Below are 24,499 nucleotides of genomic sequence, written 5' to 3' on the forward strand. Positions count from 1 at the left end.
TTGCGTTCAGGTCCGCGCTGATTCAGGCGATCTGGCTGGCGCGCGGCGCAATCTCCGGCCTGACCACATCAGCCGAAAAGACATAGCCCAGCCCGCGAATCGTGCGGATCAGATCCGGCTGATGGGGATTGGTTTCGATTTTCCGCCGCAGCCGCATGATCAGCACATCGATGGTGCGGTCAAACACATCAAGGCTCTCGCTATGGGTCAGCTCCAGCAGCTGATCGCGGGTGAGCACCTTGCGGGCGTGACGAACCAGCGCCCGCAGCAGGCTGTATTCGCCCTGCGTCAGCGGCACCAGTTCACGCTGCGGATTAAACAGCTGACAGCGCCCGTCATCCAGTTGCCAGCCGCCAAACCGCCAGCCTGTCTGCCCGGGATCGGCCAGCGACGTCCGCTCGCTGCGGCGCAGGGCCGCTCTGGCACGCGCCACAACCACGCGGGGATTAAAGGGCTTCGCGATGTAGTCATCCGCGCCCATCTCCAGGCCCACGACCATCTCTGCTTCCGATCCCATGCCGGTCAGCATAATCACCAGCAGCTCCGGCCGCTGCCGGTGAAGCTCCTGCAGCACCAGCAGCCCGTTGGTGTCGGGCAGCATCATATCCAGCATCACCAGCGAAATGTCCGGGTGGTCGCTGAGCATCGCCAGCGCCTCACGTCCCTGATGGCAGCGGTAAACCGTCATCAGATGTTCACTTAACGCATCCTGCAGGACATCGCAGACGGCAGGATCATCATCCACCACCAAAATCGCTGGCTTCATGGCGCGGCCTCAATGTTGCGAAAGAGTTAATTCAGGAGTCTACACAGGCCAGAAAAGGTTGCTCAGGGAGCGTGCTGAAACGTGACCAGCTTCGCCTGTGAGAGTGCAGAAGCGTGCGCTGACGCAGAGTTTTCCGGGGGGGCTCATCCGCCGCAGGAAAACGATTGCGCAGGAACGGTGCATTGCACCATAATCGCGCCTCGTTTTGGCTCGGAATTGTCTCAGGCTTCTCCGGCCCTGCCAGGTAATCGATTGCGTCGGAAGATGGCATGGCAATTGCTTTTGGCAGTGGGTTAGTCACGGATGTCAGGCGATATCGGCTTGTCAGTATGCAGCGGCCGCTCTCCCTTTCCCGGAAACAGAATAATCAGCATGCAAACCCCTTTGGCAAGAGAGACGGCTGTCTCCTGTATCGAGAGATGATGATGTTAGAAAAACTATTCAAACTCAAAGCGCACAACACCACGGTCCGGACCGAAATTATCGCCGGGATCACCACCTTCCTGGCGATGGCGTATATTCTGTTTGTGAACCCGAGCATTCTGGGCGCGACCGGCATGGATAAGGGCGCGGTATTTGTCGCCACCTGCCTGGCAGCGGCGATTGGCTGTGTGCTGATGGGCCTGATCGCCAACTACCCGATTGCGCTGGCACCGGGCATGGGGCTGAACGCGTTTTTCACCTACACCGTAGTGCTGCATATGGGCTACACGTGGCAGGTTGCACTGGGTGCCGTATTCCTTTCGGCAGTGATCTTCTTTGCGATGTCGCTGTTCAAAATCCGTGAGTGGATTATTACCAGTATTCCGCTGCCGTTGCGCGCCGGGATTGGCGCGGGTATCGGGCTGTTTCTGGCGATTATCGCGCTGGAAGGCGCGGGCATTGTTGTTGATAACCCGGCAACGCTGGTGGGCATTGGCGATCTGACCAAACCGGGTCCGCTGCTGGCGATGCTGGGCTTCATCGTCATCGTGGTGCTGGAAGCGCGTCGCGTAACCGGTGCGGTGCTGATCGGTATCCTGCTGGTCACCTTTATTTCGATGGGCATCGGCCTGACGCCGTTTGCCGGCGTCTTCTCTGCGCCGCCGTCGATTGCGCCAACCTTTATGCAGCTCGATATCGCAGGTGCGTTCAACGTCGGTCTGGTCAGCGTGATTTTTGCCTTCCTGTTCGTGGACGTGTTCGATAACACCGGTACGCTGCTGGGCGTGACCAAACGTGCCGGACTGGCGGATGAGCAGGGTAACGTGCCAAAGATGGGCCGTGCGCTGATTGCTGACAGTGCGGCTGCGCTGTTTGGTTCACTGCTGGGCACCTCGACCACCACCAGTTATGTGGAATCGGCGGCGGGCGTGAGTGCGGGTGGCCGGACCGGCCTGACGGCGATCGTGGTCGCTGTACTGTTCCTGCTGGCGCTGTTTTTCTCGCCGCTGGCGTCAAGCGTACCGGTCTATGCCACCGCGCCTGCGCTGCTGTTTGTGGCGGTGCTGATGGCATCAGGTCTGGCCGAGATTGACTGGAAAGATATCACCACCGCCGCGCCGGTTACCGTGACGGCGCTGACCATGCCGCTGACCTATTCAATCGCAAACGGCATCGCGTTTGGTTTCATCACCTGGACGCTGGTGAAGCTGCTGAGCGGTCGCGCGAAAGAGGTGAATGCAGCGCTGGTGATCCTGTCGATTCTGTTCGTGATTAAGCTGGGATGGCTGAGTGCCTGATGGTTGCCTTAAGGCAGGGCGGGGTGTTTAGCGGGTTTCGAATAGCAGGTTTCTGGATAGCAGCGGGTGTGCGCTGAGCGGGTTTCGCCCGCCAGGCGTCGGGGAGTGTTCGCTGCGCGAAGGAGCGGTGGTTTTACGCTGACCGGTTTCGCCCGCCAGGCATCGGGGAGTTTCAGTTTGCCCGTGCGGGCGGACGCGTTAAGGGGCGGACGCCCGCCCCTTAACAATCCCGGCGTCCGGCTGCCTTCGCGCCCCGCTTCGCGGGGTGCCCTCGTCACGCCCTGCGGCCTGCGGACCGTCCGGACTCGCCATCCCTGGCTCGCGCCGTCCTTTCGCCGACGTCCTGTCGGCGCATCCTGGCCTCCGGTTGTTCCTCAGCGCTGCGGACGCCTCTGACAGACCGTCGCCGGTAAATTTGTTGCCGGTTGCTGGCATTGCAGGCCGCTGGTGTCGGGGAATACCAGGCTGGGTGCAGCGCAGGGTGGCTTCACTTTACATCGTGCTGGCGCTGAATAGTTTTCGCATGGCTGCGGGTGTGCGCTGAGCGGGTTTAGCCCGCCAGGCGAGGGAGTGTTCGCTGCGCGAATGGGGCGGTAGTTTTACGCTGACCGGTTTCGCCCGCCAGGCGGTTGGGAGTTTCAGGTTGCCTGTCCAGGCGGACGCGTCAGGGGGCGGACGCCCGCCCCTTAACAATCCCGGCGTCCGGCTGCCTGCGCGCCCCGCTTCGCGGGGTGCCCTCGTCACACCCTGCGACCAGCGGACCGGCCGGACGCGCCATCCCTGGCTCGCGCCGTCCTGTCGGCGCATCCTGGCCTCCGGTTGTTCCTCAGCGCTTCGGATGCCTCTCACCAACCCCGGCCTGTGATTTCTTTGTGTTAACTCTGGTGCTGTGTTGTCTGCTGAACTGAAAGCCAAAGCCAAAGCCAAAGCTAATCACGGAATCTTACCGCTACAATCTCAGTGCCCGAAGAAGACGTGATTACCGCGGATAGGGTGTAAGGCCTTTCTGACTGCTGAGCCTGAAGTCAGAGGCAATCCTGAAAACCCACAGCGATAACGTGCCAACAAAGAAAGAAGAGATAACAGCGAGGGGTCAGGGAGGCCATCTGAACCGCTGAGCGGATGAGGGATTTCAGGACGAGCGACAGGGATGTCGCGAAGAGGCGGGTTCGCGCCAGGGATGGCGCGTCCTGCCGGTCCGTCAGAAATCCGGAAGAAGCGAAGGGACCGCGAAGCGGCGGTGAGGCAGGCCGGAGCGCGGGGACAAGGGGCGCGGCGACTGGCGCCCCTTGTCGGTCGCCTGCAGAGGCGATACTGAAACTGCCCAACTGCTCAGGCGAACGGAACCCCTCTCAGCGCCCGTTCGCGCAGCGAACAATCCCTGGCATCAGCTCTGCTGCCAGCCCGTTTGCGCAGCGAACAAAACTCCCCGAGCCAGCGGCGATACACCTAGCGGAAAGGCGGCTCATTAAACGTCCGCAACTTACGCGAATGCAGCTTATCGCCTTCGGCGCGCAGCAGCTCAACCGCATGGATGCCAATCTGCAGATGCTCCGAAATCGCGCCCTCATAGAACCGGTTTGCCTGACCCGGCAGCTTGATCTCGCCGTGCAGCGGCTTATCTGAAACGCACAGCAGCGTGCCGTAAGGCACACGGAACCGATAGCCCTGGGCGGCGATGGTGGCGCTCTCCATATCGACCGCGACCGCGCGGCTCAGGTTAAAGCGCAGCGCCGACGCCGAGTAGCGCAGCTCCCAGTTACGATCATCCGTGGTGACCACGGTGCCGGTACGCAGCCGCTGCTTCACCTCTTCGCCTGGCATGTTGCTCACCGCTTTGGTGGCGTCATAGAGCGCGCGCTGCACTTCGGCGATGCTTGGCACCGGGATATCAGGCGGAAGCACGCTGTCGAGTACGTGATCGTCACGCAGATAGGCGTGGGCCAGCACATAATCACCAATCCGCTGGCTCTCGCGCAGGCCGCCGCAGTGACCAATCATCAGCCACGCGTGCGGACGCATGACGGCCAGATGGTCGCAGATGGTTTTGGCATTCGACGGGCCGACACCGATATTAATCAGCGTGATGCCGCGACGATTCGGTGAGGTGAGATGCCAGGCAGGCATCTGGTGCTTCTTCCAGGCCAGATCCAGGAGCATCGACTCGCTGTCGGCAGTGTCGGCGGTCAGCACCACATCACCGGCACAGGCCAGGCTGTCGTACGGGGTATTGGGATCGCGTACCTGCTCAATCGCCCAGCGCACGAACTCATCCACATAACGGGTGTAGTTGGTGAACAGCACAAACGGCTGGAAGTGCTCTACGCTGGTGCCGGTGTAGTGACGCAGACGGGCCAGCGAGAAGTCGGTGCGCAGCGCGTCGAAGTGCGACAGCGGGAACTGGGCATCTGCGTGAAACAGGCCATCGGTCGTCTCATCGCCAATCTGTGACAGCTCGGTGGTCGGAAAATGGCGCGCAATACCGGCGCTCATGGTGCGGTCCAGGGAGAGATCGGAACCGTCGATCACATAAGGATAGGGGATCTCCTGGCTGGATGGCACCACGTCAATCTCCAGCTGATACTCCTTCTCCAGCATCTGAAGCTGTTCCGCGATGTAGTGACGCAGCAGCGCCGGACGGGTGATGGTGGTGCTGTAACTGCCGGTATGAGTAAAGCGTCCCCAGGCGCGCGTGCGGTTCTGCTGCGGCCCTTCGCCGTGCCAGGTGATGCGCAGCTCCGGATAAACAAAGAGCCCCTGCGCCCGCTTGTCGGCATCGGGCAGTGTGCCGTTTTCCGTAAAGGCTTTAATCGCCGTGCGCAGCGCCTCAACAGCCCCCTCGTACAGGCGTTCAAGTTCATCCAGCGCCTGCTGGCTGGTCAGGTTTTTCCGTTGTGTCGGCATGGTTTCTCCTTCCATTTTTTTCCGCGATTTGCCCCAAGCTTAGCGGGTTTGTTGCCGGGATTGGTGAAGAATATTGGGTTGCTTTTATTTTACGCGGAAATCGCGCGTTATCTGATCAGTGCGGCGCGGCGGCAGAAAAGGGCGCGTAAAAAGTCGTTAAGGAAACCTTTACTATCAAAGACGGAAAATGCCTCCTGATACCGCGGCACAATATGCCCTGTGCAGCAACGTCAGCGTCCGGTGACACATCGTCACGGCAGGTAAATAATCAGGCTGACTGAAGCCGGCGGGCCTCTGCGACAGAATCTGCCGGGACGGCCATAAAAAGTTTGTAACCATGATTAATTTCCACCGGAAAGACTTTGCATATTTCTCTGACCCCTATCATCATAAGATCTCCTGTCCAGTCTCTTCTGATTTGGTAATCCTTTGCAAAATCCCGGCGTAGCAGTGATGCAGGCGATCAGACGCACGGCGTGGTACCCGAAACGCCGCTCTTATCGCACGCTCTACTGGCGTGAAATATCGCCACTGGCAGTACCTATCTTTTTCGAGAACGCCTGTGTGTTGTTGATGGGCGTGCTGAGCACCTTCCTGGTCAGCTGGCTGGGTAAAGAGGCGATGGCGGGAGTGGGTCTGGCCGACAGCTTCAACATGGTGATTATCTCTTTCTTTGCCGCTATCGATCTGGGCACCACGGTCGTGGTGGCATTCAGCCTCGCCAAACGCAACGGTAAACGGGCGCGGGCCGCCACGCGCCAGTCGCTGGCCATGATGACGATTTTCGCCTTTGTACTGGTGATCGCTATTGAGTTCTGGGGCCATCTGATTGTCGATGCGATAGCGGGGGCCGCAGACCCGAAAGTCAAAGCGCTGGCGCTCAGCTATCTGCAGACCTCAGCCTGGAGCTATCCGGCGGCCGCCATTACGCTCATCGGCAGCGGGGCGCTGCGGGGCGCAGGAAACACCAAAATCCCGATGCTGATAAACGGCGGCATGAACATCCTTAACATCATCATCAGTAGCGTGCTGATCTACGGCTGCTTCTCATGGGACGGTTTAGGTTTTGTCGGGGCCGGACTCGGGCTGACCATCACCCGTTATATCGGGGCGATTGCGGTGATCTATGTGCTGATGATCGGCTTTAACGCCTCGCTGAAAATCACGCTGTCGAGCTACTTCCGGCGCTGGAACAGCAGCATCCTGATGGAAGTTTTAGGTATAGGCGTGCCTGCCAGTATCGAGTCCGTGCTGTTCAACGGCGGTAAACTGCTGACCCAGGTGTTTGTGGCGGGCATGGGCACCAGCGAGATTGCCGGTAACTTTATCGCCTTCTCGGTCGCTTCGCTGATTAACCTGCCGGGCAATGCGCTGGGGTCGGCGTCGACCATTATTACCGGTACCCGCCTGGGCAGGAATCAGGTGTTCCAGGCGGAGCGTCAAGTGCGGCATGTTTTCTGGCTGGCAACGGCCTGTCTGAGCGCCATTGCGCTGTTAACGGTGCCGCTGGCCGGATTGCTGGCGCGTTTCTACACCAGCGATCCGGAAGTGATTAATGTCACGAAGCATCTGCTCTGGCTGAATGCGCTGTTTATGCCGCTGTGGGCCGCCTCCTGGGTGTTGCCCGCCGGGCTTAAGGGCGCCCGCGATGCGCGTTATACCATGTACGTGTCGATGTTCAGCATGTGGGGCGCGCGCGTGGTAGTCGGTTATCTGCTCGGCATCCAGTTCGGGATGGGCGTGACCGGCGTCTGGCTCGGGATGTTCCTGGACTGGACGGTGCGCGGGATTTTCTTCTGGTGGCGGCTCAACAGCGGTAAATGGCTTAACCGCTATCAGAAAATGATCGAGAAAACCGGTTAGCGCCTTTGCCTTCCTCCGGCGGCGGGGGAAGGCACTATCAGAAATCCCTGCGCCGTCACATCTCCAGACTTTCGCGCCTGATTTCAGACGGTTGCACAAAGCCACTCTCGCCTCACCGGGTTAGCGTAAACCCTGCTGCGCACTGGCGCAGATCAAACTTATCGAGGTGATCCTATGACCCGTCTTAAACCGGCGCTGGCCCTGTTGCCACTGCTCTGCAGCAGCCCACTATGGGCGACAACCTTTGTTTATGTGTCGAACGCGGAATCCGGCACGGTATCCCGGTATCAGCTCAGCGAGAAAGATGGCGGCCTGACATGGCAGGGCGATACCCCCGCCGGGAAAAAGATTATGCCGCTGGCGGCCAGCCCGGATGGTAAACATCTCTATGGTGCGCTGCGCACGCCGCCCTATGCGATCGTCAGCTGGCGCGTGACCCGGCCACAGGGTGTGCTGCAGAAGCAGGCGGTGACGCCGGTGTCAGCCAGTTTTCCCTGGATCACCACCGACAGACAGGGTCGCTATCTGCTCGCCGCCTCGTATGACAGCGATATCGTCATCAGCTACCGGATTGATGATAAGGGTGTAGTGACAGCGCAGGTGACCAGTGAGGTGAAGACCGGGCCGCACGCCCACTCGGTTATCACCGACGTCAGCAATCAGTCGCTTTATGTGGGAAATCTGGGTGCGGATCGGGTGCTGCAGTACCGATTCAGCGCTGATGGCGCGATAACGCCGCTGGGAAGCGGTTTTGTCCAGGGTGAGAAGAACAGCGGTGCGCGGCATTCTGTTATCTCGCCAGATAACCGTTTCCTCTATAACCTCGCGGAGATGAGCGGCACCATCACCCAGTTCCGGCGTGCGGCGGATGGCTCCCTGACGGAACTGAAACACTGGCCGAACGCGGTGGCAAAGCAATATAACCTGCAGCACGGTGAGCAGCGTCCGGCGGGCTACAACGATCCGACGCCGCGCATCTGGGCGGCAGATATTCAAATCACTCCGGATGGGCGGTTTCTGTTTGTGACCGAGCGCACCTCCAGCACCGTCACGGGTTATCGGGTCGATAAGCCGTCGGGCGAATTAACCCTGACGGGCAGCTGGCCGGTCGAGAAACAGCCGCGCAGTATTGCGATTGATGCGCAGGGTAAATGGCTGATCGTCAGCGGAGAGAAGAGTGCGGTGATTGGCAGCTACGCCATCGAACCCACCAACGGCACGCTCACACGGGTCGCTGAAGCGCCGGCAGGGAAGGGCGCCAACTGGGTCACGCTGATAACGCAGTAGCCAGCCTGAAGCGGGCTTTCAGCCAGTCAGAATCCGCTTTGTCATTTCTGGCATAAGCAGCGCAGAAATTTTTGCTTCTGTTGGCGCCCGCAAGCGGGTTTACTCAGAACATCAACTGATGCGGAGATCCTGAGATGAAACAGAAACTGAAAGCCTGGTTTGAGCAACTGCTGAGTGGTTCTGCGGCAGAGGCAGCCGGACATGATATCAACGTTGAACTGCTGCTGCCACTGGGCCAGCTTTATGGACTGGAATATTATCCGGCCGTGCATCGCTACCATGAAAAATAAGGGTGACTCTGATTTTTCCGGTTAAAGGCCCGCTATCCCGCGGGCCTTTTTCATTTGTGGGGCGTGGTGTGCAACGGTGAGTTTTATTCGGATACCTTCACCGTTTTATTGCATCCGGTTCTTTAGATATTTATATGAATGAGCGAGAAGGTAGCGTGATTGCCAAAAACGACATGACAATCCATAGCCAGAATACCCTTTGTAACCTCAACGCCGGTCTGCTCCAGGCTGGTGGCGATCTGCAACTTAGCGCATTGAACGATATCAACAACGTCAGCGCGACGATTAGCGGTAAAAAAGTCGCTCTGGAAAGCGTTAACGATGACATCAATAACCTGACTACGTCACAGCTCTGGCACCTGGATGCAGACAACGGCAAGGGAACGAAGAAATCTTATACCGAAACCCTGACTGGACCAGCGGCCAGCATCACTTCACTGGACTCTCTGACCCTCAAAGCAAGCAACGATAGCTAACCTCAAAGCCGGGGGTGATCTGCTGCTGAATGCCTGGAATGATATCGCATTACCGGAAGTAAAAGCGTTACTGGTACCTCGCAGTGCGGTTTCGGAAACTGCTGGCAAAAAATTGATGCGACCAGTACTGAGACTATTAACACCACGGGCAGCCAGATCGTCGCCGGACGTGATCTTGGTGTAACGGGTTCCAGCGTAGTAGGCGATAACAGTGTTGCGCGCAAGGCAGGACGTGATCTCGCGATCGCTGCGGCCACTGGAGAGCAGCATAGCCACAGCCTGAAAGAAATTAAAAAGAGCGGCATGATGAGCGGCGGCAGTATCGGCGTGACGTTCGGCAGTGCTTCTACTCGCCAGCAGCTTAATCGTGACGTCACAACCCAAAGTCAGAGCGCCAGCGCTGTGGGCAGTACAGTAGTAGCGTCACGTTAATCGCCGGTAATAATGCCCACATCAGTGGCTCAGACGTCATCGCTAAAAAAGAGGCTGGGCAATGTCATGCAAACAGACCATACAGCCCGGACAAGCTCTTGCCAACGGCAATATGAGCGAGGCGGGGATCAAAATTGAGCTCAGCGTCGGCGCGAGTAAGAGTAAATTGTCGTCGGAATATAAAGCCAATGCCGTCAAAGGCAGTTCGCTTAATGGCGGCGGCAGCTATTCCATGGCAGCAGCAGCGGTGACCGGCGTTCTGGGCGGCCTTGGCGCAAGTAACCTGGGCGCAGCCGCAGCAGGTGGAGTGGCACCGTATATCGCCAATAAAATCAAGCACGCAACCAGCAAATTTGTCGATGGACAGGAGCAGACTAACGTCCTGGCCAATACTATGGCTCATGCGGTCGCAGGTGCCGTGCTGGCTCAGCTTGCAGGTAACAGCGCATCAGCGGGGGCAGCCGGTGCTGCAGGCGGTGAGCTGATGGCCAGAGCAATCCTCAGCACGATGTATCCTGGCAAGAAGGCCAGCGAACTGAACAAATAGTCCTGAGTGGACCAAGTATGCTGCGTTCGTGTCTGATCCTGAGAATCAGGCAGCGGTAGCATCGCTGGGAATGTTGGGTAAAGATCTTTTCATAATAGCAAGAAATAGTTTTGCAACTAAATCCTTATTTAAAGAGATGACAACCCAAGGTATTAAATTTACACCAGAAAAAGTTGTGGGTGCTGCAAAGGATAATAGTGGAAAGATCATTTTCCTTGAGAAGGGTAATTCTAAATCAGGGCTACAACATATTGTCGAAGAACATGGTAGTCAAATTGCGAAAATAGGTGTATCAGAAGCACGAATTCCTGGTGCGGTAACGAAAGCTGTCACAGATGGTAAAATAGTTGGTTACTAAGGGTCTGGAACTGGTCGGCCAATATATGAAGCGATGATAAACGGCAAAAAATATAATATTGCTATTACTGTAGTGAGTAACGGGTATATCGTGGGTGCTAACTTACGAGGTTCAGTAAAATGAAAAAAATAAAATTGATGGCTGACTACCATTGTCATCCATTATGGGGGACAACTCTGGAAGATTTTGGAGATATATCTCCTGAAGAACTACCGATATCACCAGAGTTGAAATGCAGTCTCAGAGAATGGGCTGAACGATATGATGCCATACTTAATATGGATGATCCTGCGTCATCTGGTTTTAAAAGTGAAGAGGAGGAAAAACGATTTATTGATGATGGTTATAAGTTGACTTATCTTCTTCAAGAAGAACTTGGAGATAAGTATATTGTTATCTACCACTCTGAGTATTAATTAATCCCGGCCAACGAGCCGGGATTTTTTTCTCTGCCGATCACTCCTCAGCCAGCCGGAAGCTCAACTGTCCCGGTCCGGTGATCACCTCGATCTTCTGCCTGGTCGTAAATCCCAGCGCTTCCAGCCAGCGGCCTTTAATGGTGAGCTGTGGCAGCGGGTTCGGCAGGCCCCTGTTAGGCCGGTATCCCACTTTGTAATAATGCAACTGCGATTCGCTGGCGGCGGTTATTGGTGTGGCGGGTATCGGGCTGAGGATGCGTGTCAGCCATGATCACTCCCTTCTGAGTTGCTTATGGTCAGCGGGCTATTGGTGTTGTCATACCTTCAGCCCGCGTTCGTATTAACTCTCTTCTTTAGCCATTTCCTGAGTCATGTGCGTCATCGCTAAGGAAAGAATAATGTTCATACTATTCCAGCAAGATCATCATAAGAACGACGTAGGTATCTTAGGAAAAATAATGATTATTCTAAGCTGCCGGCTCAGCGCGCTTTAGCTGGAAATATAGCTTAGAATAATAGAGCAATATCAGCACTGTTGGACGGTGATAGCATTACTCCAAAAAATTATAACGGAACCATTCGTCAAGATGATGAAAGAAATGCTTCTGTAGTTGAAACCGAAATTGTTGCTGATTATGATAATAGTTAAGTTCTTCGTACCGTTGTCACAAGGCTGGATTATCCTGAGCCAATGCAACCCAATGGCTTTATAATCTCAGGAAAGAATAGGTGCTTAATCCCGGCGTCTGGAATGGGTTTCGCATTATAAGCAAGCTGGTTAATTTCCCGGTAGTTGATATTGGATTGTTATCAGGTCATTGCTGGATACTCACGGGTTCATTCATGGCAGGAAATCAATGGACCTGTGCCCTCAGGATACCGTTTGGCTCTGAAATTTCCGTTTGTTGCTGACGGTTTATATGAGCCCTAAAATTTCTATATCTGCAGATCATAAAAGTTGACAAAGCCAGGAGCGAATATTGCCTTACTAATAAGGGATGTTCCTGATGGTTATAGTCTTTAATCGGCTATAAGTAATTTATTTCATGAGTGTTATTTTGATTAAAAATTAAAGTAAATTTTTTCTTTCCGATCTTTACCCAGGTTAAAGGATAGATTCGCGAAGTGAAATTAATCATGGTTTCATTTTCGGTCTCAAATGTTCCCCTTCATTGACATATCAGTAAAATTGCCACCCCGATAATCTTTTGTTTATAGACTAAATTAGGCCATACACCCAATCCAAAAGATAAAAGCCCCGGACGTCATTCGCAGGCTTTTATCTCCCGGTTGCCTTACGCTTAGTGCGTTAACTGACTGACCAGCCCGGTTAAATCAGCTTTCTTGTCAATTACGCCTGCGGAAGAGGCTTTATCAACCAGCTGAGGCAGATATTTTACCAGCAGGTTCAGTGCGTCGCTGGTGTTAATGCCCATTCGTGCAGCGAGCTGTTCAATGGCCTCAGAGTTAATCATCTTCTGCACCAGATCGCTGCTCAGGGCAACGTTCTGCTGATCGCCGAGCCAGGAATTAACCACTTCACTGTACTCGCCGCTCTGAAGATGACTGACGATTGTGTGTAATCCACCTTGCTGCTCGACCCACTCCAGTACGCCTCTTACTTCCTGACTGGTCTGATTATTCAGGCCGCACATCGCCAGCACCGTATCCAGTAAACTCATTCTTTTCTCCCCTGAAGATTAATAGGTTACGCCTGCTTGCATGCTCTGATTTTATGAATAACGAACAGCACAATAATGGCACCGACGGTGGCAATCGCGATGCTGAAAATATTGAAACCACTGACCTGGCCAAAGCCCAGCGCCGTACTGACCGCACCGCCAATCAGCGCGCCGATAATACCCAGAACAATGGTCATAAAAATACCCATGTTCTCTTTACCCGGCATGATGCATCTGGCGATGACACCGGCAAGCAGTCCGAATAAAACCCATGACAATATACCCATTCTCAACATCCCTCTTTTTATAAAATTAATTCGCGTTTAACAGTGGTTTAATCCACAAAATTAAAGCGGGTGTATCGTACGCCGCGAAGTAATTGTCTGGCAATCCTGTTTTTTTAATTAAAGTAAACGATTCGAAAACGATAGGGGAGTAAATATGAGCATTCTGGATAATATTAAAAATATTGGCGGTGAGTTGTTAAATGCTGTTGATAAAAATGTTGAAGATAAACCCGCGACGGCAGCGGGCACGCGCACCTATACTGTGAAGTCCGGTGATACGCTGAGCGCAATTGCTAAACAGTTTTACAATGATGGCGCGCAATATATGAAAATCTTTGAGGCGAATAAGGGCATCCTCAGTAACCCGGATCATATTGCACCGGGTCAGGTGCTGACGATCCCTGAATAATATTGTCAGTCGACTAAGCCAGCCGGTCTGTTTTGACGGCTGGTTTTTAGCGAATCGCTTTGCCTGTCGCCCGGTGAAAAAGGGAATTGCGGCTGTGCGGAAAATTAACGTTAGCGGCTTTTTCGTTATCGGCAGGGGAAAATGACAACAAGCGTGCGCAGGAGAAATCGGCGGCTTCTGAAAAGCAAAAAAGCAGATATCCGGAGATATCTGCTTTTTCAAATCTGGCTCCTCTGACTGGACTCGAACCAGTGACATACGGATTAACAGTCCGCCGTTCTACCGACTGAACTACAGAGGAATCGTTGGAACGAGGCGAATATTAACGACGTCGCCCGAAGGTGTCAACAGCAAAAAATACATTATCATTCAACTGGCTAGCTTTAAAGCAAAGCGATCACGATTTAAGCACTTTGGGCCGTCTCTGCGCGCATTCTGGCCAGAGGGTCCTGCTGATAAAAGTGCTGAAGATGCTGATACATGGCCGGAAAGCGTTCAGCCAGCAGAACCGGGGCCGTGAAGAAATATTCAGAAAGGACGGCGAAGCACTCTGCCGGATCGCTGGCGGCGTAGGGATCGATAGTCGCAGCCTGTTCACCGACCAGTTCCACTTCCGTTTCAATCTCTGCCATCGCGGCACGCAAATCTTTTTCCCACTGCGCCACATCACGGAGTGGCATCATGGGCACGCCGCTGGTGTAACCACTGCCGCGTGCATCCAGCTTGTGGGCCACCTCGTGGATGATCAGATTGAAGCCGGAGAGATCAAACGAATCCTGAATATCGAGCCAGTTGAGCACCACCGGCCCCTGCGTCCAGCTCTGGCCGGCATGAACGGCGGGAGAACTGTGGACCAATCCATCCTCATCCTGCCACTGATCCTCCACGCTGAACGGCTCAGGATAGATAAGTACGTCATGAAAACCGTCCAGCCACTCCAGACCCAGTTTCAGCACCGGCAGGCAGAAGAGCAGGGCGATGCGCACGCTGCGCAGTTCATCCAGCTCGGCGTTTTCCATCACCACCAGCTTTTTCTGTTGCAGAAAGCGCGTCGCCAGCGCGACCAGCGTCTCCTGCTCGGCCTCACTGAGCGGGCTGAAAATCGGTTGCGCCAGTCCCTGCTGCCAGGGCAAGGCAACCAGCCTGTCGTTATGCGTTTTCCAGGGCCATTTAAACATCGCAACTCCTGCACAGAACCGGACTCTCTGGCTATCCTGACGCGCCAGACACAAAAATGCCAGCATCGAATGCTGGCATCAGATTCTGACTTCAGGGCTGAAAGCGTATTCAACCCGTTAGTGCGGCCGTTGTCTGTGATTTAACCCGCAAAGCGCGGTTCTGATGGGTTATTTGCGTTCAACACGCTGAAATTCAATGACCCAGACCCAGGGGTTAACTTCCCAGCTGGTGGCACCATACTGTTTTTGCCACGCTTTGCGGTACGCCTCTTTGGGCGATTCCGAATTGACGTTCATGGTGAAGAAATTATTGAGGAAGTGCGAATCGGTCTGTACGCCTTCCGCCATGATGTCATCTTCACTGATATCCTGAATTTTCTCCGCACGCACGCCCGTAATCTCCAGGTTGATGCGGCTGGCCCAGCGCGGCATGTGGATGGCGGTCTGCCAGCCAAACTCTTCAGCTTCCGGCGTACTCATCGCATGCTGCCCCAGTTCATTACTGTCCGCCCGGTACTGGCAAAATTCCGGCTGACGAAACGGCGTCGGGTCGCGGTCATATTCCGTCAGATCGTGCTCTGGCACCATGGGACCCCGCCAGGTTTCACGTACCCAGAGAATGTCGCCGGGTTTGCCATACGGGCACTGGTAGCTGATGTCCGTCATCGACATCATCTTATACCCATGAAGATGGTTCGCGCTCACATCGAAAGCGTGCACGCCTTCGTGATGATCCTGTCCCGGACCAAAAGCCTGCGTTTTCATAATGCGCCGGGTTTGTGTTTGCTGGCCAACCAACAGGGCACGAACACGCTGTTCGGAAAAAAGAATCGGCCGTTCTTTCATGGATTACCTCTTTTTATTAGTAGAACCCGGTTACTGCTGTAAACGTCCATTTGCTTCACATCTGAGAGTTATCATAAAGGCTTTAAATCATTCTGCTTAATAATTTGTCACCTGACAGTCACTTTAAAAGTACCGCTCTGGTAGTTGAAAAACAGCAAAATGCAAAAAGCGCACCAACGCTTTCTATCCCAGCGGCTGAAAGCGATGAAAAGCCCGGATACAGTACGTTATAACGGTAAAAATAGGAACCTTTTCAGCTTTTTTCCCCTGTCACCACGCACGATTTTACAATCATCGACCATGAAAAAAAAAGTTTAAACGGACCCGTAAAAGGTTCTCAGACAGAACAAAACATTACGCCTGTTAAACTAATTTTCTTAGCAGCAATTCACTGAGGAAAGACTGAAAACCGCCGAAATTGCGGTTATTGTGTAACAGAGATGCTATACAGATGATCCAGATCTCATTTTTCTGCCAGAAATCGCTGGCAGCGCCGCTCTTTTCGATCGCACTGTAAAAAAAGTGTCATTAGCCAGTCGCTATGATGGCTTGCCGTTCGCGCACTGATCACGACAGAGAAACCGCTGTCGATCACTACAGGGAGACAGACTATGTCACTTACACTCTGGCAGACCCGTTACGAAAGCTGGTTTCAGGCGAACTGGATCCATGATGATGGCGCGCACGATATCGCTCATCTGCGGCGTGTATGGATGAGCGCGCAGCGAATCATGACCGGTACACCGGCCGATCCGCTGGTGGTGCTTACCGCCTGTTATTTTCACGATGTGGTTAATCTGCCCAAGAATCACCCGGAGCGTCATCTCGCCTCAACCTATGCCGCGGCGGAAACCCAGCGCATTCTGCAGCAGGACTTTACCGACTTCCCGGCAGATCGGATTGACGCCGTGATGCACGCCGTGAAAACGCACAGTTTCAGCGCCGGCATCCCGCCGCAGACGCTGGAAGCAAAAATTGTGCAGGATGCTGACCGGCTGGAGTCGCTGGGTGCGATCGGGCTGGCGCGGGTCTTCTATACCGCCGGTGCGCTGAACCGTCCATTGTTTGACAGCCAGGATCCCCTGGGTAAAGACCGCGAGCTGAATGACGTCAAATGGACGCTGGATCACTTCCAGAAGAAACTGCTGCGCCTGCCGGAGACGATGCACACCGAAACGGGTCGTCTGCTGGCAGAGCATAACGCAGATTTTCTGGTGCGTTATATGGCGAAGCTCTATGCCGAGCTGCAGGGCAATCTGGTGGGGATCGATGAGGGCGTGCTGCGGGATTTCACCCCATTGCGGGCTGAATATTAAATTTTTATGACAGTATGTTAATCGAAACGGGCATCCGGTAGCGTGTAGCAATAACAAAAAGGAGTTGCGCAATGACCGAAACCGTTAATTTAACAATCAAAATTGACCCTGAACTGAAAGAAACGATCAAACAGCTGGCGCTGGAAAATCAGATTTCAATGAGCCAGGAGATTGTGCAGCGCTTACAGGCCAGTCTGGAAACGCATCCGCATCCGGCCATTGATAGTCAGGACATCACCGAAGAGTCAGCAGACAAAGCCACAACTGCTGATGAAAAGGCCGATGGGCTGACTGCGGCTGAGCTGAAGCAGATTCGCCTGCTGCTGAAGAAGCAGGGTAAGAAGAAGAAATAAACACAGAAACCCGTCGAAAGACGGGTTATTTCGTTTCAGCGCGACGCCGACATAAGCTGGCGGATATGGGGCAGCAGGAGCTGAGCCACCGCAGCGAACACCGGCACCACCACCGAGTTACCAAACTGCTTATAGGCCTGGGTATCCGACACCGGAATGCGGAAGGGCGGCTGGCCTGGCACATCAAATCCCATCAGGCGGGCGCACTCGCGCGGTGAGAGACGGCGCGGACGGCGAGCCATATTTTCCACATTCTGGAACCCGGCGTCCCCCAGCGCACTGTCCCAGCCGCGGTCGATCAGGATCTCTGAACCATCTTTGTAGTAGCGCGCTGACAGCGTGCGCACGCAGCAGTCAGGATTACGCGGATCGTTCAGGCCAAAACCAAATCCGTTACCTTTGGCTTTGTGCTTCTTCGCATACTGATAGAGGTAGCGCCACAGTACCGGCGACAGAATATATTTGTCGTCCGGGGCGCGCTCAAGCAGGCTCTGCAGGCTCGGCACCTGAGCAGGATAAAAGCGGCGGATATCCCGCAGCGTGAAGTCCTGCTTTTTCAGGTCGCGACGGATGCCCACCAGCACGATGCGTTCGCGATGCTGGGGCAGAAAGTGCCGCGCATCGATCACTTTGGCGTCCGGACTGGCGGCACCGGCATCGGCGACGTCATAGCCCAGCTCATCCAGCGTCTCCATGATAATGGCGAAGGTCCGGCCCTTATCGTGGCTTTTCAGGTTTTTCACGTTTTCCAGCACAAAGAACGGCGGCTTTTTGGCGGCCAGAATACGGGCCACGTCGAAAAATAGCGTGCCCTGAACCTGACACTCAAAACCGTGTGCACGACCCATCGCATTCTTTTTGCTGACGCCCGCCAGTGAAAAGGGCTGGCAGGGAAAACCGGCCAGCAGCACCTGATGATCGGGGATGGCGGCATCGATCGCCCGATAGATTGCCTCATCGTCGGTCAGCCCTTCCGGCTGAGTGACCTGACGGATATCGGTATTGAAGTGATGCTCCAGCGGATCGCTGTAGTGGTTCGCTTTATAGGTGCGCACCGCCTCTTTGTTCCATTCACTGGTAAAGACGCACTTGCCGCCAATGGTTTCGAACCCTTTGCGAATGCCGCCAATCCCGGCAAAGAGATCGATAAAACGGAATGCAGGATTATCATAATGGGCGGGCCGCGACGGCAGCAGCGACTGCAGCAGCGTCATCTCCGCCTCGCACAAGGCGGGCAGGGAGCTTTTACCCTGACGTATCCGGTTCAGCAGGGCGGGTGTCCAGCCGGTAAAGCCGGCCTGCTGCAGGCGGGCTGTGAGATCACGCACCGAATAGATTTCCAGCACCTGCTGTACGAGTTCAGACGCATCGGCAGAGGAGAGGTCGGCAGAGAGTGGTTCAGCGAGGGCGGCGGAATGCATGCATTTTTCCTTAACAGTAAGGCGCCTATGCTACCACTCCCGGCGCTGCAGGGAAATTCCGGGATGCGCAGCGTCGCCGTGCGCCGGATTCTTCTGCTTTTACGACCCGTCATCCAGCGTCAGCCGGTGGCGACTTTCGCTTTTCGCGGCGCAGGCTAAAGTTACATAACCAGCAAAAAAGGAGAGGTTATGGCTGATGTTCACTCCAGCGAAACACGCAGCAAAAATATGCGTGCGATTCGCGCGCAGGATACGGCCATTGAGCAGCGTATCGCGCTGTTGCTGAAAGACCGTGGCTTCAGCTATCGCGTGCAGGATAAAAATCTGCCGGGGCGGCCTGACTTCGTGCTGAGCGAACAGCAGGCGATTATTTTTGTGCATGGCTGCTTCTGGCATCGCCATCACTGCTATCTCTTTAAGCTGCCCGCGACGCGCACGGAGTTCTGGACCGGAAAAATCAACAGCAACGTTGAGCGTGACCAGCGTTACGTGCGCCAGTTGCAGGACGCGGGCTGGAAGGTGCTGATTATCTGGGAGTGCGCACTGCGGGGCAAACTGCGCCTGGCGGATCAGGATCTGCTGGAGCGGCTGGAGGAGTGGCTGCTGGTGATGTCAGAGAGCGCTGAGATCGACCATCAGGGCATTCATCATTACCACGCAGATTGCTAATCCCGGACATAATTGGTTAGATCTGCGCTTTCTCCGTGGCCAGGAGGCCGAAATGAGCAGCATAAAACTGACGGTAAAACGCCTTTATCAGATCCGTGACGAGCGGATGGTCAACACCAAAGCGACAGCGCGGGTCTACTGCGGGGAGACGCTCATCGCCACGGAGGAGATTACCGGCATGACCGAAAGCCCGGTCAGCAAATATCTGCATGCGGAAGGGACAGCAGGCGAGACGGTGCGGGTGGAGTGGGATTGTGAGGGCATCGCCGAGATGACCGTAACGGAAATTGAGCGCTGCCCATGTTGTCAACATAACGAACCAGACTAAGGATAAGATTTTGGCGGGAACCAGTTTACTCACTTTACTTGATGATATTGCAACACTTCTGGATGATATTTCCGTCATGGGAAAAGTGGCGGCGAAAAAGACCGCGGGCGTGCTGGGAGACGATCTCTCCCTGAACGCCCAGCAGGTCACGGGCGTTAAAGCCAATCGCGAGCTACCGGTGGTCTGGGGCGTGGCCAAAGGATCGTTTCTCAACAAACTGATTCTGGTGCCGCTGGCGCTCATCATCTCGGCGTTTGCGCCCTGGCTGATCACGCCGCTGCTGATGATTGGCGGTGCTTATCTCTGCTACGAAGGCGTGGAGAAGGTGCTGCACAGCCTGCAACACGACAAGCAGAGCAAATCACCGGAAGCGCGCCAGCAGCGACTGGATTCGCTGGCGAATCAGAACGCGGCGGAGTTTGAAAAGAAGAAGATAAAAGGCGCGGTGCGCACGGACTTTATTCTCTCTGCCGAGATCGTCGCCATCACCCTGGGCATCGTCTCGGAGTCGCCGTTGCTGAATCAGGTCATTATCCTGGCGGGCATCGCGATTCTGGTCACGATCGGCGTCTACGGCATCGTCGCGGCGATTGTGAAAATCGACGATCTGGGCTTCTGGCTGCGCGAGAAACCCTCCCGCCTTGCGCAGGGCATGGGTGGCGTACTGCTGGCTGCTGCGCCCTGGCTGATGAAAATCCTTACGGTGGTCGGCACGATTGCGATGTTCCTGGTCGGCGGCGGCATTGTGGTGCACGGCATCGCGCCGCTGCATCATCTGATTGAGGAGGTCAGCGGTGGCTTCAGCAGCTGGATCGCGATGCTGCTTAGTAACGGCGCTAATCTGGTGCTCGGCTTTATCATTGGGTCGATCGTGCTGTTGGTGGTCAACCTTATTGCCAGAGTGCGCGGAAAATCGGTATAAAGCGCACTGTGATTTACGGTCAGGAGAATGACGATGAACGACGACATGTTTGAATTTGATATCGACGCGCAACTTGAGCAGGCTGAAGCGAAAGCGGAAAAAAAGGCCAGCGAAGTGCCGGACGATCTCGGTGACGAAGCCGACTGCGAAGGCTGCAAGATCTGACGCCAGCACCCCGGTTTTTCCCTCAAAGCGGATAATATTTTTTATCCGCTTTTTTTATTTTCCGCATATCTCTCTGCTTAATTCTGAATTTGCCCTTTTTTTGCGTGCCTTAACAGGCAGGAACCCCGTTCGCCTGCTATAAAGGAAACTATCACCCCGGTTATTAACATTGGTAAAAGGAGCGCATCATGGTTTTTGCAATCAGTGAGGAAGTGCAACACAAGGAAGAGGGGCAGACAATGGTGGTGACCGGCTATGCGAGTGGCATGGTCGAATGCCGCTGGTATGACGGCTATGCGGTCCGTAGCGAAGCCTTCCGCAGCGATGAGCTGTGCGCGACAGCACCAGCGCAGCAGCTGGCGGGCTGAGTCTCAGGCCTGGGGTCTGACGACCCGGCAGGCCCGGTTATGACGGCGGTGGCGGGCACATCCTGTGCCGCCTGCTGCATCTCAGACGTTACCGTCGTTATCCTCTTCAACAGCCTGATAGATGCGCTGTAAGACATCCGGGAACGCCGACTGAACCCGGCTCCAGCTCGGGATAAATGGCTTGTCGTTGGGCCTTTCGATAAAGGCCTGTCCCGCGTCCAGAATCGACTGGGTAAACATCTCTACCGCCGCTTCCTCCACATGCTGATCAAACTTCAGGCCGTTCATCGCCGCCTCGTGGTTATAGGTCTCCATCATATCCAGCGCATTACGGTAGTAGGTCGCTTTCAGCACCCGGAACGAGTCGCTGGTCAGCGGCACGCCCATCGTGGCGAGCTTACGCAGCAGAGACTGAACGATGTCGTTACTCATGCGTTTCAGGCCACCGGTGCCATCATCCTCCGCCAGCGGCTGATGCTTGTGATCGTAGTTATCGGCGATCTCCACCTGACAGGATTGACGGGTGGTGTAGTTACGGTAAATCTCCGACAACACGCCAATCTCCAGCCCCCAGTCGCCCGGAATTTTGATGCCGTTCAGCACATGCGTTCGCATGGCGAATTCGCCGGAAAGGGGATAGCGGAAGCTCGACAGATAATCCAGATATTCGGAATGGCCATAGACTTTCTGCAGCGAGCGCAGCAGCGGGCCGACCAGCAGACGGCCCACGCGGCCATTGAGCCTGCCATCGGCTACGCGCGCGTAAAAGCCTTTGCAGAACTCATACTGGAAAGCCGGATTTGCCAGCGGGTAGAGCAGACGGGCCAGCATCCCACGTTCGTAGGTCACGATATCGCAGTCATGCAGGGCGACGCAGCTGGTGCGGTCTGAGGCGAGCGTATAGCCGGTACAGAACCAGACGTTACGCCCTTTGCCGGGCTGGGTAGGGGATAAGCCCTCTTTATCCAGCTCGGCATCAATCGCCTTGAGGCGCGGGCCGTCGTTCCACAGAATGCGATGCCGCTGCGGCAGGCGGGAGAAAAACTCGCGGGCATAGAGAAACTGGTCGCGGTCAGCCCGATCCAGCCCGATCACAATCTCGTCCAGATAGGGCACTTTCGCCAGCTCATCGACGATATTCGTCAGCGCCGGGCCTTCAAGTTCGGAAAACAGCGATGGCAGGATCAGCCCCATTTTGCGTTTGCGGGCAAAGCGAACCATCTCTTTTTCCAGCGACTCCACGCTGCGGTGGGTCAGATTGTGGAAGTTGGTGATTACGCCATTCTGATAAAAGTCACTCATCGCATCATCCTTTCAATGCCCGTGGGCAGCTTATTGAGGTTGAGTCAAAAAATAGTCCAGCCCTTCACGCCAGCCCTCAGGGCCGTGATGCGCCGTGTGATAAACCTGCTGCTGATCGGTTCGGGTGAGCGTGACCGGGGTTTTGCTGTAACCCCGGATCACCACGGCGTAGTCCACCGCATCCAGCATCGGCGCATCGTTAGGGCCATCGCCCAGGCCGAGGGTGATGCGCGCCTCGCCGGGTGAGTTATCCAGCAGCCAGCGCAGTGCTTCACCCTTGCCGCTGCCCGCGGGCATCACATGCCAGAAACGGCCGCCCTGGGTCAGCGCCAGACCCTCGGCACCCAGCGCCTCGCGGAACTGCGCCAGCGCCTCCTCACTGTCGCGCCAGACCACCACCTCGGACGCGTCGCGCTGACGTGCCAGCGCCGCATCCGCCTCGCTCAGTCCGGTCATCGAGGCGACGTCCGGGTCGGAGAAGTCATGAAAACCGGTGAAGCGATAGGCCGGTTTCATGGCGGCCAGCCGTTCGCAGATCGCCTCATAGGTCAGCGCATTATCCAGGCGAACCCGTTGCTGATCGTGCGTCTGCACCACGGCGCCGTTTTCGGCAATAAAGGGCGAGCCGCTGATACCCAGCTTTTTCTGCAGCGGAATAATCTCGGCGGCCGTTTTACTGGAACAGATCACCAGCGGCACGGCCTGCTGTTTCAGCGTGGCAAGCCATTCGCTGGCCGCATCCCAGCGATAGGTATGATGGTCAAGTAGCGAACCATCCAGGTCGGTAATAATCATTAACGGCTGATGGAGATCGGGCATTCACAGGCTCCTTTCATCACGTTCGCGGCTAAAGCAGCGATTTTTCAATATTATAGTTGAATCTGGCGCACACTTTTTTTATTGGGCTGCCTGCGGCGAATCCAGGATTAATCCTAAAAATCGGGTGCGGAAGGGGAAGAGCAGGCAAAGCGGGCAGAGGCTAAGTGGCTGTCTGATGCGGTGTTTTCGGTAACATCAGAATGGAAAGTTCCGGATAAGGTGCAGAAAAGTGCATATCAGGTGCTTGTTTCGTCTGTGGGATAGCGTAATCTGCAGAGGTGTTAAGAATTCCCTGGTGTAACGAATTGAATTTTTACCCGGCCATCCCGCCGGGTATTTTTTTGAAATCGATTTCAGCGATTCGCTTCACTGGCGCGGTAATCGCAGATGTCGATCTCGAACGCCTCAGCCAGCTCGCTGTAAGAGTGAAATATCCGGCCATCCGCCTCCAGCCGCGGCGCCTGATCCTGCTCCATATAATCCCGCACCTCTCCCGATGTTCTGGCCTGAATCGCCGCCAGTAAGCCTTCAATATCCACGTTCAGTTCGGACGGCTGTTCATCGCTATGCTGTTTTTCGTCTGTCATTTTCGGACCTCCGGGTGCAAACAGAGTGATCAGTATAGAACGCGGCAGGGAAAGCGGAGAAGGGGCAGATCGCAGGTAAAAAAAAGCCCGCGCTGCGCGGGCAAAATCCTTGTTACTAACAGGTTGGCTGCACCTCTGGGGGGGCAGCAGCAGGCAGAGTGTAATGGCCCGGTGCGTCAGAAGTCCTGCAGCGAACTGTCAGGAAATCGAAAAGGTGCATCCTTACTCAGATTTACCTGACTTTTCGCCTGAACAGAGCAGATTCAGCTATAGTTAAAGATAAAGCTGATTTATTTCAACACCTAAAGGAAGGGTTATGGACATCTTAAAAATTATTATCGCGATTCTGCTGCCACCGCTGGGCGTCTTTATGCAGGTCGGTTTTGGCGGCGCGTTCTGGCTGAATATCCTGCTGACCCTCTGCGGCTATATTCCGGGTATCGTCCACGCCGTCTGGGTGATTGCCCGTCGCTAACGCGCTGCATCGGCGCGGTTCTTCGTTTAGACTGTAAGCAGCTAATCATCAGGAGAACCGATAATGAAGGTCAATGACCGCGTCAGCGTCAAAACCGATGGCGGCCCGCGCCGTACCGGTACCATTCTGGCCATGGAGCCATTCAATGAGGGCACCATGTTTCTGGTGGCACTGGAGGATTACCCGCTGGGTATCTGGTTCTTTAACGAACGCCATCAGCCGGACGGCATTTTTGTCGAGCCTTACCAGGACGCCTGAACCTGACGCGACGTAAAAAAGCCGCCTTCCCGTATAAGAGAAGGCGGCTTT

At 55.2% G+C, this 24,499-nt stretch carries 29 protein-coding genes and 1 tRNA gene; 18 read left to right on the forward strand and 12 right to left on the reverse strand.

All coding sequences use genetic code 11. The annotated features are described in order from the left end of the window. Window positions 1-22: 22 nt before the first annotated feature. Window positions 23-766: a response regulator gene (locus tag J1C59_RS07415; RefSeq protein ID WP_128086555.1), complete on the reverse strand. Its 744-nt coding sequence runs from the start codon at window positions 764-766 to the stop codon at window positions 23-25. Window positions 767-1,188: 422 nt separating this feature from the next. On the opposite strand from J1C59_RS07415, the gene J1C59_RS07420 reads away from it, so the two are divergent. Then, entirely contained in the window at window positions 1,189-2,487 is a 1,299-nt protein-coding gene (locus J1C59_RS07420) for an NCS2 family permease (protein ID WP_211278756.1), read from the forward strand. Between the two features lie 1,449 nt (window positions 2,488-3,936). Here the strand turns inward: J1C59_RS07420 and J1C59_RS07425 are convergent. Then, window positions 3,937-5,391: an AMP nucleosidase gene (locus J1C59_RS07425; RefSeq protein ID WP_128084379.1), complete on the reverse strand. Its 1,455-nt coding sequence runs from the start codon at window positions 5,389-5,391 to the stop codon at window positions 3,937-3,939. A 453-nt stretch (window positions 5,392-5,844) separates the two neighbouring features. Between J1C59_RS07425 and J1C59_RS07430 the strand changes: the two genes are divergently transcribed. From J1C59_RS07430 to J1C59_RS07460, 7 genes are all read left to right on the forward strand, one after another. Beyond that, a complete protein-coding gene (locus tag J1C59_RS07430) occupies window positions 5,845-7,254 on the forward strand; it encodes an EmmdR/YeeO family multidrug/toxin efflux MATE transporter (RefSeq protein WP_128084378.1) in 1,410 nt (469 codons plus the stop codon). A gap of 174 nt (window positions 7,255-7,428) precedes the next feature. Then, window positions 7,429-8,541, forward strand: coding sequence for a lactonase family protein (locus J1C59_RS07435; protein ID WP_128084377.1), 1,113 nt, complete (start codon window positions 7,429-7,431; stop codon window positions 8,539-8,541). 134 nt (window positions 8,542-8,675) lie between these two features. Then, on the forward strand, window positions 8,676-8,831 hold the full coding sequence (locus tag J1C59_RS07440) for a hypothetical protein (protein WP_167498253.1): 156 nt from the start codon (window positions 8,676-8,678) through the stop codon (window positions 8,829-8,831). Window positions 8,832-8,986: 155 nt separating this feature from the next. Next, window positions 8,987-9,307, forward strand: coding sequence for a hypothetical protein (locus J1C59_RS07445; protein ID WP_167498254.1), 321 nt, complete (start codon window positions 8,987-8,989; stop codon window positions 9,305-9,307). 493 nt (window positions 9,308-9,800) lie between these two features. Beyond that, window positions 9,801-10,286, forward strand: a complete 486-nt coding sequence (locus J1C59_RS07450; protein ID WP_128084375.1) for a hypothetical protein — start codon at window positions 9,801-9,803, stop codon at window positions 10,284-10,286. Window positions 10,287-10,314: 28 nt separating this feature from the next. After that, complete coding sequence (locus J1C59_RS07455) at window positions 10,315-10,644, forward strand: hypothetical protein (RefSeq protein ID WP_208721848.1); 330 nt, start codon at window positions 10,315-10,317, stop codon at window positions 10,642-10,644. Window positions 10,645-10,763: 119 nt separating this feature from the next. Beyond that, on the forward strand, window positions 10,764-11,060 hold the full coding sequence (locus J1C59_RS07460) for a hypothetical protein (RefSeq protein ID WP_128084374.1): 297 nt from the start codon (window positions 10,764-10,766) through the stop codon (window positions 11,058-11,060). 40 nt (window positions 11,061-11,100) lie between these two features. On the opposite strand, the gene J1C59_RS07465 is transcribed toward J1C59_RS07460, so the two are convergent. The 3 genes from J1C59_RS07465 to J1C59_RS07475 all read right to left on the reverse strand — a co-directional run bounded on the left by J1C59_RS07465 (window position 11,101) and on the right by J1C59_RS07475 (window position 13,032). Further along, a complete protein-coding gene (locus J1C59_RS07465; protein WP_422615480.1) occupies window positions 11,101-11,268 on the reverse strand; it encodes a SymE family type I addiction module toxin in 168 nt (55 codons plus the stop codon). 1,096 nt (window positions 11,269-12,364) lie between these two features. Next, window positions 12,365-12,745 (reverse strand): YidB family protein, encoded by a 381-nt coding sequence (locus tag J1C59_RS07470; RefSeq protein ID WP_128084372.1) that lies wholly within the window; start codon window positions 12,743-12,745, stop codon window positions 12,365-12,367. Window positions 12,746-12,771: 26 nt separating this feature from the next. Continuing rightward, entirely contained in the window at window positions 12,772-13,032 is a 261-nt protein-coding gene (locus J1C59_RS07475) for a GlsB/YeaQ/YmgE family stress response membrane protein (protein ID WP_111141197.1), read from the reverse strand. 154 nt (window positions 13,033-13,186) lie between these two features. Between J1C59_RS07475 and J1C59_RS07480 the strand changes: the two genes are divergently transcribed. Further along, window positions 13,187-13,441, forward strand: coding sequence for a LysM peptidoglycan-binding domain-containing protein (locus J1C59_RS07480; protein WP_128084371.1), 255 nt, complete (start codon window positions 13,187-13,189; stop codon window positions 13,439-13,441). 225 nt (window positions 13,442-13,666) lie between these two features. Here J1C59_RS07480 and J1C59_RS07485 read toward each other — a convergent pair. The 3 genes from J1C59_RS07485 to J1C59_RS07495 form a co-directional block, all read right to left on the reverse strand. Beyond that, window positions 13,667-13,742: transfer RNA gene (locus J1C59_RS07485), tRNA-Asn, on the reverse strand. 103 nt (window positions 13,743-13,845) lie between these two features. Further along, the gene (gene mtfA / locus J1C59_RS07490) at window positions 13,846-14,619 is read right to left on the reverse strand and encodes a DgsA anti-repressor MtfA (RefSeq protein WP_242281373.1); all 774 of its coding nucleotides are present in this window, start codon (window positions 14,617-14,619) and stop codon (window positions 13,846-13,848) included. A gap of 168 nt (window positions 14,620-14,787) precedes the next feature. After that, on the reverse strand, window positions 14,788-15,465 hold the full coding sequence (locus J1C59_RS07495) for an ASCH domain-containing protein (RefSeq protein ID WP_128084369.1): 678 nt from the start codon (window positions 15,463-15,465) through the stop codon (window positions 14,788-14,790). A 611-nt stretch (window positions 15,466-16,076) separates the two neighbouring features. Here J1C59_RS07495 and J1C59_RS07500 point away from each other — a divergent pair. Then, window positions 16,077-16,781 carry a phosphohydrolase gene (locus tag J1C59_RS07500; RefSeq protein ID WP_128084368.1) on the forward strand — a complete coding sequence of 235 codons (705 nt, stop codon included), beginning with the start codon at window positions 16,077-16,079 and terminating at the stop codon, window positions 16,779-16,781. A gap of 71 nt (window positions 16,782-16,852) precedes the next feature. Next, window positions 16,853-17,134, forward strand: coding sequence for an Arc family DNA-binding protein (locus J1C59_RS07505; protein ID WP_128084367.1), 282 nt, complete (start codon window positions 16,853-16,855; stop codon window positions 17,132-17,134). A 35-nt stretch (window positions 17,135-17,169) separates the two neighbouring features. On the opposite strand, the gene dcm is transcribed toward J1C59_RS07505, so the two are convergent. Continuing rightward, the gene (gene dcm / locus J1C59_RS07510; protein WP_128084366.1) at window positions 17,170-18,555 is read right to left on the reverse strand and encodes a DNA (cytosine-5-)-methyltransferase; all 1,386 of its coding nucleotides are present in this window, start codon (window positions 18,553-18,555) and stop codon (window positions 17,170-17,172) included. 189 nt (window positions 18,556-18,744) lie between these two features. On the opposite strand from dcm, the gene J1C59_RS07515 reads away from it, so the two are divergent. From J1C59_RS07515 to J1C59_RS07530, 5 genes are all read left to right on the forward strand, one after another. Then, a complete protein-coding gene (locus tag J1C59_RS07515) occupies window positions 18,745-19,224 on the forward strand; it encodes a very short patch repair endonuclease (RefSeq protein WP_128084365.1) in 480 nt (159 codons plus the stop codon). 52 nt (window positions 19,225-19,276) lie between these two features. Then, on the forward strand, window positions 19,277-19,552 hold the full coding sequence (locus J1C59_RS07520; RefSeq protein WP_140916954.1) for a hypothetical protein: 276 nt from the start codon (window positions 19,277-19,279) through the stop codon (window positions 19,550-19,552). A 10-nt stretch (window positions 19,553-19,562) separates the two neighbouring features. Continuing rightward, the gene (locus J1C59_RS07525) at window positions 19,563-20,474 is read left to right on the forward strand and encodes a DUF808 domain-containing protein (RefSeq protein ID WP_128084364.1); all 912 of its coding nucleotides are present in this window, start codon (window positions 19,563-19,565) and stop codon (window positions 20,472-20,474) included. A gap of 33 nt (window positions 20,475-20,507) precedes the next feature. Then, window positions 20,508-20,639 (forward strand): hypothetical protein, encoded by a 132-nt coding sequence (locus J1C59_RS21815; RefSeq protein ID WP_003854444.1) that lies wholly within the window; start codon window positions 20,508-20,510, stop codon window positions 20,637-20,639. Window positions 20,640-20,827: 188 nt separating this feature from the next. Next, window positions 20,828-21,007 (forward strand): YodC family protein, encoded by a 180-nt coding sequence (locus J1C59_RS07530; protein ID WP_128084363.1) that lies wholly within the window; start codon window positions 20,828-20,830, stop codon window positions 21,005-21,007. Window positions 21,008-21,088: 81 nt separating this feature from the next. On the opposite strand, the gene J1C59_RS07535 is transcribed toward J1C59_RS07530, so the two are convergent. The 3 genes from J1C59_RS07535 to J1C59_RS07545 form a co-directional block, all read right to left on the reverse strand. Next, entirely contained in the window at window positions 21,089-22,309 is a 1,221-nt protein-coding gene (locus J1C59_RS07535; protein WP_128084362.1) for a glycosyltransferase family protein, read from the reverse strand. Between the two features lie 30 nt (window positions 22,310-22,339). Next, window positions 22,340-23,128: a mannosyl-3-phosphoglycerate phosphatase-related protein gene (locus J1C59_RS07540; RefSeq protein WP_128084361.1), complete on the reverse strand. Its 789-nt coding sequence runs from the start codon at window positions 23,126-23,128 to the stop codon at window positions 22,340-22,342. A 353-nt stretch (window positions 23,129-23,481) separates the two neighbouring features. After that, window positions 23,482-23,715: a DUF2525 domain-containing protein gene (locus tag J1C59_RS07545; RefSeq protein ID WP_128084360.1), complete on the reverse strand. Its 234-nt coding sequence runs from the start codon at window positions 23,713-23,715 to the stop codon at window positions 23,482-23,484. Window positions 23,716-24,031: 316 nt separating this feature from the next. On the opposite strand from J1C59_RS07545, the gene J1C59_RS07550 reads away from it, so the two are divergent. Next, a complete protein-coding gene (locus J1C59_RS07550; protein WP_111141183.1) occupies window positions 24,032-24,190 on the forward strand; it encodes a YqaE/Pmp3 family membrane protein in 159 nt (52 codons plus the stop codon). Window positions 24,191-24,253: 63 nt separating this feature from the next. Then, window positions 24,254-24,448: a protein DsrB gene (dsrB, locus tag J1C59_RS07555; protein WP_128084359.1), complete on the forward strand. Its 195-nt coding sequence runs from the start codon at window positions 24,254-24,256 to the stop codon at window positions 24,446-24,448. Window positions 24,449-24,499: the final 51 nt, after the last annotated feature.

This window comes from Pantoea deleyi (genome assembly GCF_022647325.1).
GTDB lineage: Bacteria > Pseudomonadota > Gammaproteobacteria > Enterobacterales > Enterobacteriaceae > Pantoea > Pantoea deleyi.

Coding starts and splice junctions, on each gene's coding strand:
- J1C59_RS07415 (WP_128086555.1), bottom strand. CDS start 766: ATGAAGCCAGCGATTTTGGTGGTGGATGATGATCCTGCCGTCTGCGAT.
- J1C59_RS07430 (WP_128084378.1), top strand. CDS start 5,845: ATGCAGGCGATCAGACGCACGGCGTGGTACCCGAAACGCCGCTCTTAT.
- J1C59_RS07475 (WP_111141197.1), bottom strand. CDS start 13,032: ATGGGTATATTGTCATGGGTTTTATTCGGACTGCTTGCCGGTGTCATC.
- mtfA (WP_242281373.1), bottom strand. CDS start 14,619: ATGTTTAAATGGCCCTGGAAAACGCATAACGACAGGCTGGTTGCCTTG.
- J1C59_RS07535 (WP_128084362.1), bottom strand. CDS start 22,309: ATGAGTGACTTTTATCAGAATGGCGTAATCACCAACTTCCACAATCTG.
- J1C59_RS07420 (WP_211278756.1), top strand. CDS start 1,189: ATGATGTTAGAAAAACTATTCAAACTCAAAGCGCACAACACCACGGTC.
- J1C59_RS07480 (WP_128084371.1), top strand. CDS start 13,187: ATGAGCATTCTGGATAATATTAAAAATATTGGCGGTGAGTTGTTAAAT.
- J1C59_RS07495 (WP_128084369.1), bottom strand. CDS start 15,465: ATGAAAGAACGGCCGATTCTTTTTTCCGAACAGCGTGTTCGTGCCCTG.
- dcm (WP_128084366.1), bottom strand. CDS start 18,555: ATGCATTCCGCCGCCCTCGCTGAACCACTCTCTGCCGACCTCTCCTCT.
- J1C59_RS07515 (WP_128084365.1), top strand. CDS start 18,745: ATGGCTGATGTTCACTCCAGCGAAACACGCAGCAAAAATATGCGTGCG.
- J1C59_RS07540 (WP_128084361.1), bottom strand. CDS start 23,128: ATGCCCGATCTCCATCAGCCGTTAATGATTATTACCGACCTGGATGGT.
- J1C59_RS07440 (WP_167498253.1), top strand. CDS start 8,676: ATGAAACAGAAACTGAAAGCCTGGTTTGAGCAACTGCTGAGTGGTTCT.
- J1C59_RS07435 (WP_128084377.1), top strand. CDS start 7,429: ATGACCCGTCTTAAACCGGCGCTGGCCCTGTTGCCACTGCTCTGCAGC.
- J1C59_RS07520 (WP_140916954.1), top strand. CDS start 19,277: ATGAGCAGCATAAAACTGACGGTAAAACGCCTTTATCAGATCCGTGAC.
- J1C59_RS07530 (WP_128084363.1), top strand. CDS start 20,828: ATGGTTTTTGCAATCAGTGAGGAAGTGCAACACAAGGAAGAGGGGCAG.
- J1C59_RS07460 (WP_128084374.1), top strand. CDS start 10,764: ATGAAAAAAATAAAATTGATGGCTGACTACCATTGTCATCCATTATGG.
- dsrB (WP_128084359.1), top strand. CDS start 24,254: ATGAAGGTCAATGACCGCGTCAGCGTCAAAACCGATGGCGGCCCGCGC.
- J1C59_RS07550 (WP_111141183.1), top strand. CDS start 24,032: ATGGACATCTTAAAAATTATTATCGCGATTCTGCTGCCACCGCTGGGC.
- J1C59_RS07425 (WP_128084379.1), bottom strand. CDS start 5,391: ATGCCGACACAACGGAAAAACCTGACCAGCCAGCAGGCGCTGGATGAA.
- J1C59_RS07500 (WP_128084368.1), top strand. CDS start 16,077: ATGTCACTTACACTCTGGCAGACCCGTTACGAAAGCTGGTTTCAGGCG.
- J1C59_RS07505 (WP_128084367.1), top strand. CDS start 16,853: ATGACCGAAACCGTTAATTTAACAATCAAAATTGACCCTGAACTGAAA.
- J1C59_RS07450 (WP_128084375.1), top strand. CDS start 9,801: ATGTCATGCAAACAGACCATACAGCCCGGACAAGCTCTTGCCAACGGC.
- J1C59_RS21815 (WP_003854444.1), top strand. CDS start 20,508: ATGAACGACGACATGTTTGAATTTGATATCGACGCGCAACTTGAGCAG.
- J1C59_RS07470 (WP_128084372.1), bottom strand. CDS start 12,745: ATGAGTTTACTGGATACGGTGCTGGCGATGTGCGGCCTGAATAATCAG.
- J1C59_RS07545 (WP_128084360.1), bottom strand. CDS start 23,715: ATGACAGACGAAAAACAGCATAGCGATGAACAGCCGTCCGAACTGAAC.